Here is a 14,905-nt window from a genome sequence, read left to right as displayed (position 1 = left end):
CCACTAGGACGATGGTCGTTGCTCTGCGTAGGATCAATCACACATCAGTGTGAATTGTGGTTACGAGAGCATATCCCGTCAACGAATTTAAACTCAAAAGCTAAGCCATCTGGCTTGGCTTTTTTTTATGTTCTACGATCCACTGAATCAGTACCTGATTCTATTAATAGCTGGTCCTAACTTATATAGCATAACATCATATTCTGTACCAATTCTGAACAGAATGAAAGAGCATGCTTTTAGAGTGAGTGGGCGTGCCCTAAGTAACGGAATACCGCGACAGATCAACGTTTTTGAATAATACATAACAGAAGTAAGTTAGAAGTAACCACATATGGAATGCCTTCGTTTCTCTTAAATCAGGTTCTATCAGATCGGGCAGGCTCATACCCTAAACTATGGATTTGAACAAAAGGACCGGCGCTTTGACCGGCCATGGACAACGGAGGGTTATATTAAAATGAAAGAAGCCCGTGTGCAGGTTAAGGTACCTCTTGTGCCTCGTCCACAAGTGAAGGAACCTGAAGAGAATGCTGGTTTCGGTGTGGAAAAAGACAAGCTTGCTTCAACGAACATCAGAACTGTCCCAGAAGAAACGATACGAACATCTCCTAGACGGCCTGGGCCGAAACAGGAGTCAGCCGGGCAAGCTGCAATGCGGGTACACATGCCCGTCATTGAATTGGACCAGTTTCGTCGTGTGAAGCGCCGCCGAATGCGTACGTTTGGCCGAGGCCGCAGATGGGGCAAGAACAACACTCGCTGGCAGCCGGCAGCGGCTGTTTCTGCAGTACTGGCTCTCGCGTTGCTGATCCCCGCCATTTTGGTCTGGCCGCGGGCGAATGATCCTGTTAAACCAATCCCTGTCCCACCTGGTACAGGCAGTATAACGACTCCAGCACCTTCGCCAGCGGTGCCCGTAACCTACCCAGAACCTAAGGTGAGGGTGTACCTGTCTGCAACCGGTACGACGATGAACCTGCCACTTGAAGATTATGTTACAGGAGTGGTCGCTGCCGAGATGCCAGCTGAGTTCAGATTGGAAGCTCTAAAGGCGCAGGCCATTGCAGCCAGGACATTTATCGTAAGAAGGCTGGCGGCAAACGATACAAGCGGTGTACCTTCAGGAGAAGCCGATGTAACGGATACGGTGAGTCATCAGGTGTTTATACCACCAGAACAAGTGAAAGCGGACTGGACGCGCCTGGGGAAAGCGAAGGAATGGGAGAAGCTGCAGCAGGCTGTTCGTGAAAGCAAGGATGCCGTCATGACATATCAGGGCAAGGCGATTACCGCCTCCTTTTTCTCTACAAGTAATGGATATACGGAAAATGCAGAGGATGTATGGGGCAACCCTGTACCTTACCTGCAAAGTGTAAGTAGTCCGTGGGATAAAAACCTGGCTCCAGGCTTTGAAGAAACGATCACAATGAAGCGCAGTGAGATTCTCCAGAAGTTGAATCTCGGTGCGAGCTCCATCCCGGTTACAGCTCAGCAGAGTGGCTCATGGATGGAAGTATTATCTACTACAAAGGGCCATCGGATTAAGGAGATACAGATTGCAGGAAAAACGTTTAGCGGGCCAGAGGTTCGAAAGCTGCTTGGGCTGAGATCCAGCCAGTTCAGTTGGAAGACGGACGGGGATGAGGTTCAGCTTACAACCTATGGATACGGTCACGGGGTTGGTATGAGCCAGTGGGGGGCCAACGGCATGGCACAGGAGGGTCACACCGCGACCCAGATTCTCAAACACTACTACACCGGTATCTCCTTCGGACAGGCATCCAAGATGCTGGCATCGAAGTAGGAAACTGAAACGAATGGATAAGGAGATAAGCAACAGGTGAACAGTGATCTATATAGGCTCTCCTTCATCCCCTTGGAAGGCTAACGAATCTTAGTCATCTTATTAGGCCTTATGTTGAACGATAGAAATTCTAACGAATCTCAGTGAAGCTAATTCCGCAGAAAAGCCGCAATTTTATCGAAACATCCAAGTAATCCAGAGAATAGCGTTTCTGAGATTCGTTATATGACCAAACAGACGTGAAATGCCGCAATAGCGCTGATCAGGTTCGTTAGATGCTTTCAGTAAAAGGGCATGATCAAAAGTTTATTTGCCGGAATAGTGTTCTTTTGTCAATAAAATGCACAGTGTTGTTAGGAAGTTTTTCGGTAGTAGATTGCTCCCGAATTGTTGTGCGGTAGAAATAACCATTAGAGCGGCCACTGCCTCCCTGCTCTTTTGCTTCTTGCTACTCTACCGGAACACTTTAACGAATCTCAGACGTCTTAGATCACCTATATAGCTGATCTCATCCTACCTATAATCACGTTAAATTGATTTCACCAACTCATTTCATAGAAGGATCGGCCATTACAGCCAATCCAGGTTTCTCTACCGCCCCCCTTTCCGGAGCCTTCAAGACTTGGCTATATATGAGGAGTGTGCCGAGCGTACGGGGAGCGGAGGGGACAGAAAAGACCTGTAGAAACGAAGTGTCCGCCTTTACAACCAGATTTCACCTTTGAAGAAGGTGATAGAAGAAATCAGGGAGTAACAGCCGGTCGAAAGGTTTTCTGGCCCCGAAGCGGCGCACGCACTGAGCACATTCCCCCATATATAGCACTCTTTGAAAGCTTCGTGAAAATAATTAGAGTCGCGCGTGTATAAAAGAGTTGCACCCGGTAACACTTGTTACTGAGGTGATCAAGATGAATGAACAAAACAAAAAAACAGTCCAAGAAGAAACTCCTAAAACAACTCAAGGAGTACCGGCTAGCCAGCCCTCTTCATGGAGAAGAGCAATGTCCAAACGTTGGGTCTTCCCGGCAGCCTACATCGCAGCAGCAGGCATTATACTAACCTTAGTGTGGGTCTATCAGGGCACAGGCGAAAAAACGCTGAACTCGGATCCTACGAGTGGGGTAGTAGAAACAGGCGCATCGGGTACAGAAGGAACAGCGGTAAACGGAGAGCAGGAAAGTGTGGAAGTTGTTGCAAAGTCGGAGAATTTTGTATGGCCGGTAGCGGTTCCTTCAGAAGTTTCGGTAGTTAAACCTTTCTATGACAACGAAGCGTCTACTGAGGAACATGAAGCAGCGATGGTGCAGTACAATGACACATTTATTCCGAACACGGGTGTAGATCTGGCACGCGGGGATAACAAAACGTTTGAAGTCAAAGCAGCACTCGGCGGAAAAGTGACCCGGGTCGAACAAAATCCGCTGACAGGTCAAGTTGTGGAAATCACACATAGTGATAACCTCAAGACCGTGTACCAAAGCTTGGCTGACGTCAAAGTAAAACAGGATGATGAAGTGAAGCAAGGAGATGCAATTGCATCGGCTGGCGTTAATGAACTGGAAAAAACGCTGGGCAACCACCTTCACTTTGAAGTTTACGAAGACGGACAACCGGTTAACCCGCAAGGATATCTCCCGGAAAAATAAATGATTTTTATCGCAGCAACATGACGGGCAGAGGGAATTCTCCTCTGCTCTTTTTGTGCTTTTCAGAAAATAATGGGACCTTCGAAGCTTGTCACACCTTTAAACCGCGAATATATAGGCATGCTCCTCATATAATGTACCAAACTATCCACACAGTAGGGAGGCGGGAGCGTGCACGATTACATCAAGGAACGGACCATAAAAATTGGTCGCTGCATTGTTGAGACGAGGAATACGGTCCGTACCATTGCCAAGGAATTCGGCGTGTCAAAGAGTACTGTGCATAAGGATCTGACGGAGCGTCTGCCGGAAATTAACCCTGATCTTGCTGACCAGGTGAAACACATTCTGGAGTATCACAAGTCCATCCGTCATTTGCGGGGCGGTGAAGCGACCAAAATTAAATACAAAAAAACAAGCGGTAAAAAACGCGAGGTGCTGGCTTCGGCTAAATCGTAAGGACCTGCGGAAAGACGTAGGCTAAAAAGCTCACACATGCATTGAATCCCTCCCCTGAAGTATGATATGTTAAAAGCTGGTACAGGATCGAATTATGACATCTTATCAGCCCGATTTTTACATATATATGTTGCACTTTGTCGAACGAGCGGTGACGTGATAAGGGACTCTTTTTCACAGGATACGCTGACCAAATAATATCACTTTGGGGGCTCTTTTATGTTTAGCAAGGATATCGGTATTGATCTTGGCACGGCGAACGTGCTTATTCACGTGAAAGGAAGTGGGGTTGTCCTCGATGAACCTTCCGTCGTGACCATTGAAAGCGATACGAAGCGGGTCCTTGCTGTTGGGGAAGAAGCGCGTCGTATGGTGGGGCGTACTCCAGGTAACATTGTTGCCATTAGACCGCTGCGTGACGGTGTTATTGCGGACTTCGAAATTACGGAAGCAATGCTTAGACATTTCATTAATCGTGTGGGAGCAAGAAGCTGGCACAGCCGCCCGCGTATTTTGATTTGTGCACCAACCAACATTACTTCCGTGGAGCAGAAGGCTATCCGTGAGGCTGCTGAGCGCAGCGGTGCCAAAGAAGTATTTCTGGAAGAAGAGCCGAAAGCGGCAGCGATCGGTGCGGGAATGGATATTTTTCAGCCGAGCGGCAATATGGTCGTGGATATCGGCGGCGGAACGACTGACGTTGCAGTCCTGTCTATGGGCGACGTAGTCACCGCCTCTTCTATTAAAGTCGCAGGGGACAAGTTCGACGAAGCGATTACCAAGTTTATCAAAGCCAAATACAAGCTCATGATCGGTGAACGTACAGCCGAAGATCTCAAGATTGCGATTGGTTCCGTACATCCGGGTGGACGTCAGACGGAGATGGACATTCGCGGACGGGATATGGTATCCGGGTTGCCTGTTACCGTAACGGTGTCGGGAAATGAAGTGCAGGAAGCGCTATGGGATTCCGTGCAATCCATCATCGTTGCAGCCAAGTCGGTATTGGAGCGGACGCCACCAGAATTGTCAGCAGATATTATCGATCGAGGTGTCGTGTTGACAGGCGGGGGTGCTTTGCTGAACGGATTGGATGAACTGTTGTCCAATGAATTGCATGTACCGGTATGGGTTGCAGAGGATCCGATGCATTGTGTCGTCAAAGGTACAGGCATTATGTTGAATAATTTGGATCAAGTGGTTAAGAAAAAGTTCTAATCTGCCGATATAAAAAGCAAAGGTTCACCCATGCTCGGGAGAAGAACGGACAAGCAGTTATCCTGTTATGCAGGACAAGCGCTTGAGGAGAGGGGTTAATACATGTTAAGAGGTCTGTACACCGCTACCGCGGGAATGATTACGCAGCAACGCCGCCATGACACCGCAACGCAGAATATCGTAAATATGAACACAACGGGATATAAACAAGTGAACAGCGTAAGCCGTTCTTTTCCGGAAATGCTCATTACGTTGGTAGGCGGAGATGCCAATCTTCCGACGAAGCGGCTGGGCAAGCTGAACACGGGTGTGTTCGCGGAAGAAAGTTTGTCCATGAATTTGCAGGGAGCCATTATGGAAACTGGGCAAAAAAGCGATTTTGCCATTTCGTCCAATCTGGCCGTGAATGATCCACAGACAGGACAACCTATCTCGTTTGACGGTTCAGGCAAATTTGTACGGGCTGATGGTACGGTAACCTACCAGCCTCAAGCGTATTTTACAGTGCAGGATGCAGAAGGCAACACAAGATATACACGTGATGGTCACTTCGAGGTTACAGGAACAGGACAGCTGCTCAGCTCAACGGGATCACAGGTGTTGGATAATAATGGACAACCCGTTGTGTTGACAGGTGCAGTAGACCAATTTAAAGTGGATGAGCAAGGTCGTCTTGTCAATGCAGAGACGGGTGTACCGACAGGAGTTACATTGGGAATCAGCGTCATCGATCAACCCAACCAACTCGTACGTCAAGGTGATGGCAATTTCAGCCTGAATGATCAGAATGGAGCAACGGCTCGTATGCTGGCTGCAGGTGATAATGTGCAGATCCGTCAGGGCTACCTGGAAGGCTCAAATGTGGATGCATCACAGGCAACTGTAGATATGAACGCCGCATTCCGTGCATATGAAGCGAACCAGAAGGTCGTACAATTCTACGACCGCAGTCTGGATAAAGCCGTTAATGAAGTTGGGCGTGTATAACGCCAACATATAATATAACCGCGTAGCGGAGAGCCAAACGCCCTTTGCGTAGCAAAGCAGAGAGGCTCACGCGAAGCGGTAATCCAAGCGCAGCGAAGGTCTCGACAGCCCTTTGCCAAGCAAAGCAGGGAGAGACCACGCGGAGCGCAAAGCCTAAACGCAGCCGAGCCTATGCGAGGATTGCGCAGCAGTACCCTTAGCGCAGCGACGGTCTCGACAGTCCTTTGCGAAGCAAAGCAGGGAGAGACCACGCGGAGCGCAAAGCCTAAACGCAGCCGAGCCTATGCGAGGATTGCGCAGCAGTACCCCTAGCGCAGCGACGGTCTCGACAGTCCTTTGCGAAGCAAAGCAGGGAGAGACCACGCGGAGCTACCCGTCGCACAAAGAGCGTGCCCAGGAACGATTCAGTCATGTGAAACCATGGCATGAATCGTTCCTGGGCAGTCGCGGCGCACACATACCACCGTCACTTAGCAAGATCGTACCCCACGCACCCACTCCGCCTGTTTCGGGAGTCCAGAGGGCAGCGCCATCTGGGGCCCTCCCTACCAGGGAGGGTTTGGGAGGGTGAAAACAGGGAGGGTAACCACCGAATGAATAATTCCATGATTAGTGCAATGGTCTCGATGACCGGAATACAGCAGCGTCTGGATGTCATTTCCGATAATATTGCCAACGTGAATACGGCAGGCTATAAGAGTAAGCAAGCAGCCTTCGAGGATGTACTGACCCGAGTGCAGCAGCAGCCGGATAAGTATAAGCTGGATGGACGCTCAACCCCAATGGGATATAATCTCGGGTTTGGCGTACGTTTAGCGGATGTGACAAAGGATATGACTCAAGGTACGCTCAATGAGACAGGCAACCCTACCGATCTGGCGATTGAAGGCAATGCGATGTTTGCCGTTGAAGCAAATGGTGAGAAAATGTGGACGCGTCAAGGCGCATTCCATTTTGTCCCTGATACAAGACCCAAAACGAATCCCAATGCACCAGATATGATGGTATTGGTCAATGGGGAAGGCCATTTTGCATTGGATCGACAAGGTAATCGCATTACGGCACCGAATAACAGCAAGGTTGCTTTTGATGAAAAAGGCAATCTGTTGATCCGTCGTGGCAATGAAGCCAATGCAACGATTGGTGCCCAACTGCAACTCGTGGATATCGAGCGCCCGGAAGGGCTTGTGCAGTATGCAGATAACTTGTTTGGTCTGGATGCTGGTCTAACCGAAAATGATGTATTTGGAGCCAATGCTGCTACACGTGAAGCGACAGCTATGATTCGTGCAGGCTACATTGAACAATCCAACGTGGACTTGACCCAGGAGATGGCTTTGCTGATGCAAGGACAGCGAACTTACCAACTGGCGGCACGTGCGTTGACATCCAGTGATTCCATGGCGGGTCTTGCCAACAATATGAGAGCATAAAAGGTGAATGTGATGACAGATACACAGCAGCAGAACAGCAAGCCGGATAAGACGAAAGTCAAGAAGAAGAAGAGTGGATGGCGCATCGCAAGATGGTTTCTGGTTCCGGTCCTGCTTGTTCTTGCCCTCGCTGGCGGATTGGTGGCTGGCTACGTGGTACTGGGCAAACAGGATATCGGTTCCGTATTGCAGTGGAGTACATGGGAACATGTATATGATTTGGTGTTCGCTCCGTAGATGAACGATATATGCGAAAACTCCTGCGCAGGCAGGAGTTTTCTTTTTGGTGTTGAAAACAGTATAATGATGGATGACGTTTCACAGCAAAAGAGGCCTCCCCTGCGAAAGACTTTCGTCATTGCGAAGAGAGACCCCTTATCTCAACCTTCACTACTGCAGTCATGAAGGATATAAACTAGTGTTAACTGAAAATATGCTTTTCATACACAATTAAATGAAAATCACATTTATATGAGGCTCGACTTGATCATGTTGGGGTTGACGGCTTCCGCACAAAAGTAAGTGGAGGGGACGGAATCGTTCAGAAGAAGCGAAGCGCTCGCCTTTGTCACCGAATTTTAGACCACTCTAAAATGTATCAGAAAATTCGGGGACAACAGCGATCGAAAGAACGATCCGTAACCGTAACGACCGCTATTGCGCTTAACGTCAATCCATGATGGAGAACTTCATATAAATGACCCTGAGAGGAGATTACACTGTGCTCGACATCAAACAGATTCAAGAAATTATTCCGCACCGTCCCCCATTTTTGCTGGTGGACAAAATTGTAGAGTTAGAGGATGGCAAACGTGCCGTTGGATTAAAAAATGTAACCATTAACGAACCTTTCTTCATTGGTCATTTTCCAGAGTATCCGGTTATGCCGGGTGTGTTGATTACAGAAGCACTGGCACAAGTTGGTGCAGTAGCCATTCTTAATCTGGAAGGCAACAAAGGCAAAATCGGCTTTTTGGCGGGACTGGATAATTTCCGTTTCCGTGGACAAGTTGTGCCTGGAGATACGTTGATGCTGGAAGTGGAAATTACGCGTCTTAAAGGTTCCATTGGTAAAGGTAAAGCTACAGCCAGAGTGGGCGACAAAGTGGTAGCTGAAGGCGAGATCATGTTCGCACTGTCTGACCCAAGCTAATGATTGTATAGTTCAGAACTTGATTGAAATTATATAGAAGGAAGGGGTTTGCAGGAATGGAACAGTTAAGCGGAACAGCAGCACAAACATTGCAGCAGTGGTTGGAGGATGCTTCGATTGATGAAGCGACGAAACAGGAGCTTCGTGATTTGCAGGATCAGCCGAAAGAGCTGGAAGATCGTTTCTACAGAAATCTGGAGTTTGGTACAGGTGGATTGCGTGGTGTAATTGGAGCGGGAAGCAACCGGATGAACCGTTATACCGTGGGTCGTGCAACGCAAGGGTTTGCGCGTTATTTGCTGGAGCAGCATGGCGACAAAGAAGGTAAGCCTTCTGTAGTGATCGCACATGACTCCCGTCATTTCTCACCTGAATTTACACTGGATGCTGCCCTGGTTCTGGCTGGGAATGGCATTGTAGCTAAGCTGTTTACTTCCCTGCGTCCTACGCCTCAGCTTTCCTTCAGTGTACGTCATCTGCAAGCAACCGGCGGTATTGTGGTGACGGCGAGTCATAATCCTCCTGAATACAATGGCTACAAAGTGTACAATCACGAGGGTGGCCAACTGGTACCGCACGAAGCGGAGAAAGTCATTCAATACATTCAGGAAGTTCCATCCCTCGCGGATGTGAAAAAGCTGACGCAAGAAGAAGCCGAAGCCCAAGGATTGCTCGTATGGCTTGGAGAAGAGGAAGATCAGGCATTTGTTGATACAGTTGCCAGCCTGAGTCTCAGTCGTGACCTGATTCAATCCGGCGTCGGCCGTGATTTCAAAATCGTCTTCACTCCTCTGCACGGAACAGGAAATGTACCTGTACGTCGTGTGTTGGAACAGATCGGTTTTGAGCAGGTTCATATCGTGGCAGAACAAGAACAGCCTGACGCTGAATTTTCCACAGTGAAATCCCCTAACCCGGAAGAACGCGAAGCGTTCACACTCGCAATGAAGCTGGGTGAATCCGTGGGTGCGGACATTCTGATCGGTACAGATCCGGATGCAGACCGCATGGGTGCGGTAGTTAAAAATAATGATGGCAAGTATTTCGTACTCTCAGGTAACCAATCCGGAGCCATCATGGTGCATTACGTGTTGAGCCGCTTGCAAGAGACAGGTAAACTGCCGAAAAACAGCGCGGTTGTCAAAACGATTGTAACCAGCGAGATGGGAGCGGTCATTGCTGAGCATTACGGTGCAGAAGTCATGAACACCCTGACAGGCTTCAAATATATCGGTGAAAAAATGAACCAGTTCGAAGCAACCGGCAGTCATACGTTTTTGTTCGGTTATGAAGAAAGCTATGGCTACCTGGCAGGCAGCTACGCACGTGACAAGGATGCTGTCCTGGCGGCGATGCTGATTGCTGAAGCAGCTGCTTATTATAAAAACCAAGGCAAAACTCTCTATGATGTCCTGCAAGAGCTGTACAGCCAATTCGGATATTTCCTGGAGAAGCTGGAGTCTCGTACGCTTAAAGGCAAGGATGGCGTAGCTCAAATTCAGGCGAAAATGACCGACTGGCGTTCCAATCCGCCACAAGAAGTAGCCGGTATCGCTGTACAAGATGTGCTGGATTACTCCCTTGGCTTGGATGGCTTGCCTAAAGAGAACGTTCTGAAATATATTTTGGCAGACGGATCATGGTTCTGCCTGCGTCCTTCGGGAACAGAGCCGAAGATTAAAGTGTATTTCGCCGTGCGCGGAGAGAGTCTGGAAGACGCTGAAAGCCGTATCGAACGTTTGGCTACTACGGTGATGACGCGAGTAGATGCACAATAAATACGAATGCAGTACTGAGCAAGAACATGAGAAAGCCTCTCCGCACCGTAAGGTTGGTTGGCGGAGGGGCTTTTCTTTTAGGTAAAAAGGGTAAATATCTACGTCTATTTTGGATGAATTGCGGATAGATGCACGTTGGTTAACACAAGCTGTGTGTATCCGTATTTATTCACTATATTGCAATGAAAATCATGAGCTGAACGTGTATTTGGTTCCAACACTTGAGGAGGTACATGTAGTGCGTCAAAAATGGCTTTATTGGAATACCGCTTCCCGGAAGTGGCTGTGGATTGTTGTCATTATCGGTTTGATTGCTTCCATCCCTGTTATCAGTGATCGGGTGCAGACGGAATCTTCCGCCAAAAAGGTGGAGCTTGTCTTCAATTATCGGGGTCTATTGGATATTTCGGCTTATCAGGCCCATCCGCAAGACTTCATGAATGAACAGCTGACTCGTTTGAAAGATGCCGGAGTGACAACTATGGCGGTGTTCGAAAGTACACTGGATGAGTTGAAGAAGTCCCGCCGTCTGATGGTGTATAACGGGCAGGATATTGCGAACATGACTAAAAATGTCATTCCTTCTAACGATAATTACACGTATGTGCTGTTCACCAACGAAGAAAATGCACAAACGTATACCCCTATCATTGAACAAACGTTCGCCGATCGGGAGATTCCTGTGGTTCCATGGGAATATGAAGGTCGTAGCGGCTTAATATTGCAGACTCCACCGGAGAATGCGAACATGCAGCCCTTGCAGCCAGATCCGGTTGCCGTGAAGATGCTGCGTGATAAAGGGTTTTACATTTTGCCACGGATTTCAGACAGCGTTCCTTACAATCAGGAATCCATGGAACGCCTGCTTACCTTCTTCGAAGAGAATGGGGTAAAGCGCATCTTGTTTGATGGCGATGCTGTGAAAGGGTACAATGATAATGCAGAGATGAAGAGTCTCGATATGTTCGCTCAGTTGCTGAATAAGCACCATATTGGTCTGGCGGCTATTGAGAATTTGAAGAAACCACAATCCGGTTTTGAGACTCTCTCCTATAAAATTGACTACAATGTAACTCGTCTGTATTCCTTAAGTGACGGGGATGCCAATCTGGATGTAGACACCATTGCTGACCGTTTTGTTTTGGCTACCAAAGACCGCAACATTCGTATGCTCTATATGAATGCTTCGCCAAGTCGGAATACGGCCAAAGCCATGATCACCAATCCAATTGATAATCTGATCAACAGTTTGGGTGAGCCTGGTCATGCGATTGAGCGTATGGGGAAACACGGCTTTGAACTGGGACAAGCTGAAGCGTTCACCGTTAAAGATTCTTCCATTCAGCGTTATGCCAAGCTGGTTGCCCTGATTGGTGCAATCGCAATGATTACGCTTATGGTCTCATATTTTGTACCACTGCTTACATTGCTGGTATTTGTTCTGGCTCTGGTGGGCAGTGCCGGATTGTTCTTGCTCAAACCGACGTTGCTGGAGCAAGGAATTGCCTTGCTGGTCGCAATTAGCGCGCCGACCATTGCGATGGTACTCGCAGTTCGTACAGTGAACTATCAGCAACAGCGTCAGCCTGACGCTTCAGCGGGTCGTCGATTGGCACAAACGATAGTCTTATATGTAAGAACGTCGATTCTTTCGTTCCTGGCGGTGCCTTTTGTTATCGCATTGCTGAACAGCATCACGTACAGTCTGGTGATCAACCAGTTCCGAGGCGTGAGTCTGTTACACTTTGCACCGATGGGGCTTGTTGCGATTTATATTTTGTTTTACCGTGGTTCGGGTACGTTCTCCATTAAACAAATTAAGGAGATTCTGCGTACACCGATTAACGTATTAATGGTTGTATTGGCACTGGTTGCTGCTGTGGTTGGATACTATTATTTGAGCCGTACAGGCAACTCGGGTTCGGTTACACCATTCGAGATGTTCCTGCGTACAACGCTGGAAGATACATTCGGCGTGCGGCCAAGATTCAAAGAATTTATGCTGGGACACCCGCTGTTTATCGTTGGCGTGTTCGCCGCTTTAAAATATCGTAAAGTCATCTTTGTGCTCATTATTGCAGCAATTGGACAATTGTCCATGGTGGATACGTTCGCGCATATCCATACGCCAGCTGTGTTGTCACTCATTCGTGGAGTGATGGGATTGGGACTTGGCTTAATCTTCGGTATCGTTGCTGTGGGTGTGTGGCAAGTAGCGGAAGGATGTTGGAAAAAATGGTCACCACTTCTCAAAAGTTAGTCATCTCGGGATATTACGGATTCAACAACAGCGGAGACGAAGCGGTACTTAAGTCAATCTTGACTGCGCTGGAAGAGGAGAGCCACAGATCGAACGTCACGATTGAGCCGATTGTGCTTTCCGGTGACCCGGAGTCGACCACTTCAATGTACGGTGTGCGTTCAGTACATCGGATGAAGTTGAAGGAGGTTCGTGAAGCGATCAAGGAAAGTGATGGTTTAATTAGCGGAGGAGGAAGTCTGCTGCAGGATGCAACCGGACTGAAATCCATCCCTTACTACTTGGGTGTCATCAAACTGGCCCAATGGTTGAAAAAGCCAACATTTATCTATGCGCAGGGTATTGGACCTGTAAATCGCAAAATTTTTAATCCAATGATTCGTTCGGTCTTCAAGGCCTGCAATTATGTATCTGTGCGTGATGAACAATCCGCTGAATATTTGCGTGGGCTCGGATTGCAGTGGAATCAGATTCATGTGGTCCCTGACCCGGTGATGGGTCTGCCACTGCCTGAGGCTAAAACGGAAGAAGCAAGTTCTGTGAAACCGAATATCGAACGTTCAAACTCAGCTGAAACTCCTTTTGAAGAATCATCTGAAAAATCTACTGAGCAAACAACTTCTACCGAGAAGATCGTGGTTAATGCTAAGGGAGCAAGCGTTCATACTAAACTCCCGGTGATCGGCATTTCCGTGCGTTTCTGGGAATCGGATCGTAAAGAGCTTACAGCCATTGCTGCTGGTTTGAAGAAGCTATGCTCCAAAAAGGCCGTTCACTTGCGCTTTATGCCATTTCACTTGCCTAATGATGAGCAGGCTTCACGTTTTGTCATGGAAATGCTCGGTGATCTGGGTAACAAGGGCAGCGAAGTTAGCATTACCAAGGATCTCACTGATCCACAGCTAATGCTGCAGGAAGTCAGTAATTGTGATGTCGTTATCGGCATGCGTCTGCACAGTCTGATCTATGCAGCTTCACAGTATGTCCCACCCGTTGGTATCTCGTATGATCCGAAGATCGATCAGTTCATGCTGCGTTTGGATAGTGAATCCGTGGGCAGTACAGAAGCGCTGGATGCGGATAAACTGGCGAAAACGGTGGCTCACCTGTTGGATCAGCGTTCACAGTGGTTGAAGGAACATGAAGAAAGCATTACCGAATTGAAGCAGGAGGCCAGAGTGCCTGCACAGCAAATTATTAAATATTTAGGCCGCAAAGGGTGAAATAAGATGAATCAGACCGGACCAATACCTACCGTTTCGATCTATGGTATTCCTTTTTCCAAACTAACGATGAAAGAAACGGTGGAGGTTCTACGCCAAGCAGTGCTCACGAAGCAGCCACACCAAGTCATCACAGCCAATCCGATCATGGTCATGGCCGCGCTGGAGAATCCGGCAATGATGAAGGTTATGCAGTCTGCTGAAATGATTGTGCCCGATGGAACAGGCGTTGTATGGGCTGCCAATTATTGTGGGGAGCCTGTGGCAGAACGGGTGCCTGGATTTGAGCTTTTACATGAATTGCTGCGGGTTGGAGAAAACTATCGGTGGGGCGTGTATCTGCTCGGTTCTACACCCGAGGTGATTCAAGAAACGGCAGTTCGGTTACAAGAGCAATATCCGGCGATTCGAATTGTAGGTTATCGTGACGGTTATTTTGGTCCGGCTGAGGACGAGCAGGTTGTCGCTTCCATCCGTGAAGCTGCACCTGATCTTCTGTTTGTTGCACGTGGGGCAGATACGCAGGAACCGTGGATTCATAAGTACAAAGACGTGCTTCAAGTTCCCGTAACTATGGGGGTTGGAGGCAGCTTTGATGTGATATCGGGGAGAACCAAACGTGCACCTAAAGTGTTCCAAAAGTTAAGACTGGAATGGTTTTACCGTCTGCTTCGCGAACCTAGCCGGGCTGGTCGAATGCTTGCGCTTCCGAAATTCGCCATCAAAGTGATGCGGGACAAAGAAAACGTGACTAAAGTCCGTTAAAATTAGGCTATTACGCGTAAAATGCACGTTTTTGCTAAAAATTGAGGTTGGCATTTCAGCTGTGATCAGCGTATAATTCATTCCGGATTACATGTGTCGTACTGCTTGAATTAAAACGTTACACTGAGCAACTACGATAGCAAGGCAACCTTTCGATCGCTGTTATCCCCAGATTT

12 protein-coding genes are annotated in these 14,905 nt (G+C 48.2%); all 12 read left to right on the top strand.

What is annotated here, in order from left to right; all coding sequences use genetic code 11:
* The first annotated feature begins 460 nt into the window (after window positions 1–460).
* The 12 genes from spoIID (at window position 461) to P364_RS0124580 (ending at window position 14,729) form a co-directional block, all read left to right on the top strand.
* On the top strand, window positions 461–1,807 hold the full coding sequence (spoIID, locus tag P364_RS0124635) for a stage II sporulation protein D (RefSeq protein WP_024632712.1): 1,347 nt from the start codon (window positions 461–463) through the stop codon (window positions 1,805–1,807).
* 908 nt (window positions 1,808–2,715) lie between these two features.
* Window positions 2,716–3,453 (top strand): M23 family metallopeptidase, encoded by a 738-nt coding sequence (locus tag P364_RS0124630; protein WP_024632711.1) that lies wholly within the window; start codon window positions 2,716–2,718, stop codon window positions 3,451–3,453.
* Between the two features lie 171 nt (window positions 3,454–3,624).
* Window positions 3,625–3,912, top strand: coding sequence for a sporulation transcriptional regulator SpoIIID (spoIIID, locus tag P364_RS0124625; RefSeq protein ID WP_024632710.1), 288 nt, complete (start codon window positions 3,625–3,627; stop codon window positions 3,910–3,912).
* 219 nt (window positions 3,913–4,131) lie between these two features.
* The gene (locus tag P364_RS0124620; protein WP_024632709.1) at window positions 4,132–5,130 is read left to right on the top strand and encodes a rod shape-determining protein; all 999 of its coding nucleotides are present in this window, start codon (window positions 4,132–4,134) and stop codon (window positions 5,128–5,130) included.
* 102 nt (window positions 5,131–5,232) lie between these two features.
* A complete protein-coding gene (locus P364_RS0124615; RefSeq protein WP_024632708.1) occupies window positions 5,233–6,117 on the top strand; it encodes a flagellar hook-basal body protein in 885 nt (294 codons plus the stop codon).
* 593 nt (window positions 6,118–6,710) lie between these two features.
* A complete protein-coding gene (locus P364_RS0124610; RefSeq protein ID WP_024632707.1) occupies window positions 6,711–7,550 on the top strand; it encodes a flagellar hook-basal body protein in 840 nt (279 codons plus the stop codon).
* A 12-nt stretch (window positions 7,551–7,562) separates the two neighbouring features.
* Window positions 7,563–7,787, top strand: a complete 225-nt coding sequence (locus P364_RS0124605; protein ID WP_024632706.1) for a DNA-directed RNA polymerase subunit beta — start codon at window positions 7,563–7,565, stop codon at window positions 7,785–7,787.
* A 484-nt stretch (window positions 7,788–8,271) separates the two neighbouring features.
* A complete protein-coding gene (fabZ, locus tag P364_RS0124600) occupies window positions 8,272–8,703 on the top strand; it encodes a 3-hydroxyacyl-ACP dehydratase FabZ (protein ID WP_024632705.1) in 432 nt (143 codons plus the stop codon).
* Window positions 8,704–8,759: 56 nt separating this feature from the next.
* Window positions 8,760–10,481, top strand: a complete 1,722-nt coding sequence (locus P364_RS0124595; protein WP_024632704.1) for a phospho-sugar mutase — start codon at window positions 8,760–8,762, stop codon at window positions 10,479–10,481.
* A 238-nt stretch (window positions 10,482–10,719) separates the two neighbouring features.
* Window positions 10,720–12,741: a DUF5693 family protein gene (locus tag P364_RS0124590; protein ID WP_024632703.1), complete on the top strand. Its 2,022-nt coding sequence runs from the start codon at window positions 10,720–10,722 to the stop codon at window positions 12,739–12,741.
* Window positions 12,717–13,964 carry a polysaccharide pyruvyl transferase CsaB gene (gene csaB, locus P364_RS0124585; protein WP_024632702.1) on the top strand — a complete coding sequence of 416 codons (1,248 nt, stop codon included), beginning with the start codon at window positions 12,717–12,719 and terminating at the stop codon, window positions 13,962–13,964. The genes P364_RS0124590 and csaB overlap by 25 nt, the downstream gene beginning before the upstream one ends.
* Window positions 13,965–13,970: 6 nt before the next feature.
* Window positions 13,971–14,729, top strand: a complete 759-nt coding sequence (locus P364_RS0124580) for a WecB/TagA/CpsF family glycosyltransferase (protein ID WP_024632701.1) — start codon at window positions 13,971–13,973, stop codon at window positions 14,727–14,729.
* Window positions 14,730–14,905: the final 176 nt, after the last annotated feature.

The sequence above is a fragment of the Paenibacillus sp. MAEPY2 genome (genome assembly GCF_000499205.1).
In the GTDB taxonomy this organism is placed as follows: domain Bacteria; phylum Bacillota; class Bacilli; order Paenibacillales; family Paenibacillaceae; genus Paenibacillus; species Paenibacillus vandeheii.
The sequence above is the reverse complement of the archived record's forward strand: the minus strand, read 5'-3'. Positions and strand labels throughout refer to the sequence as shown.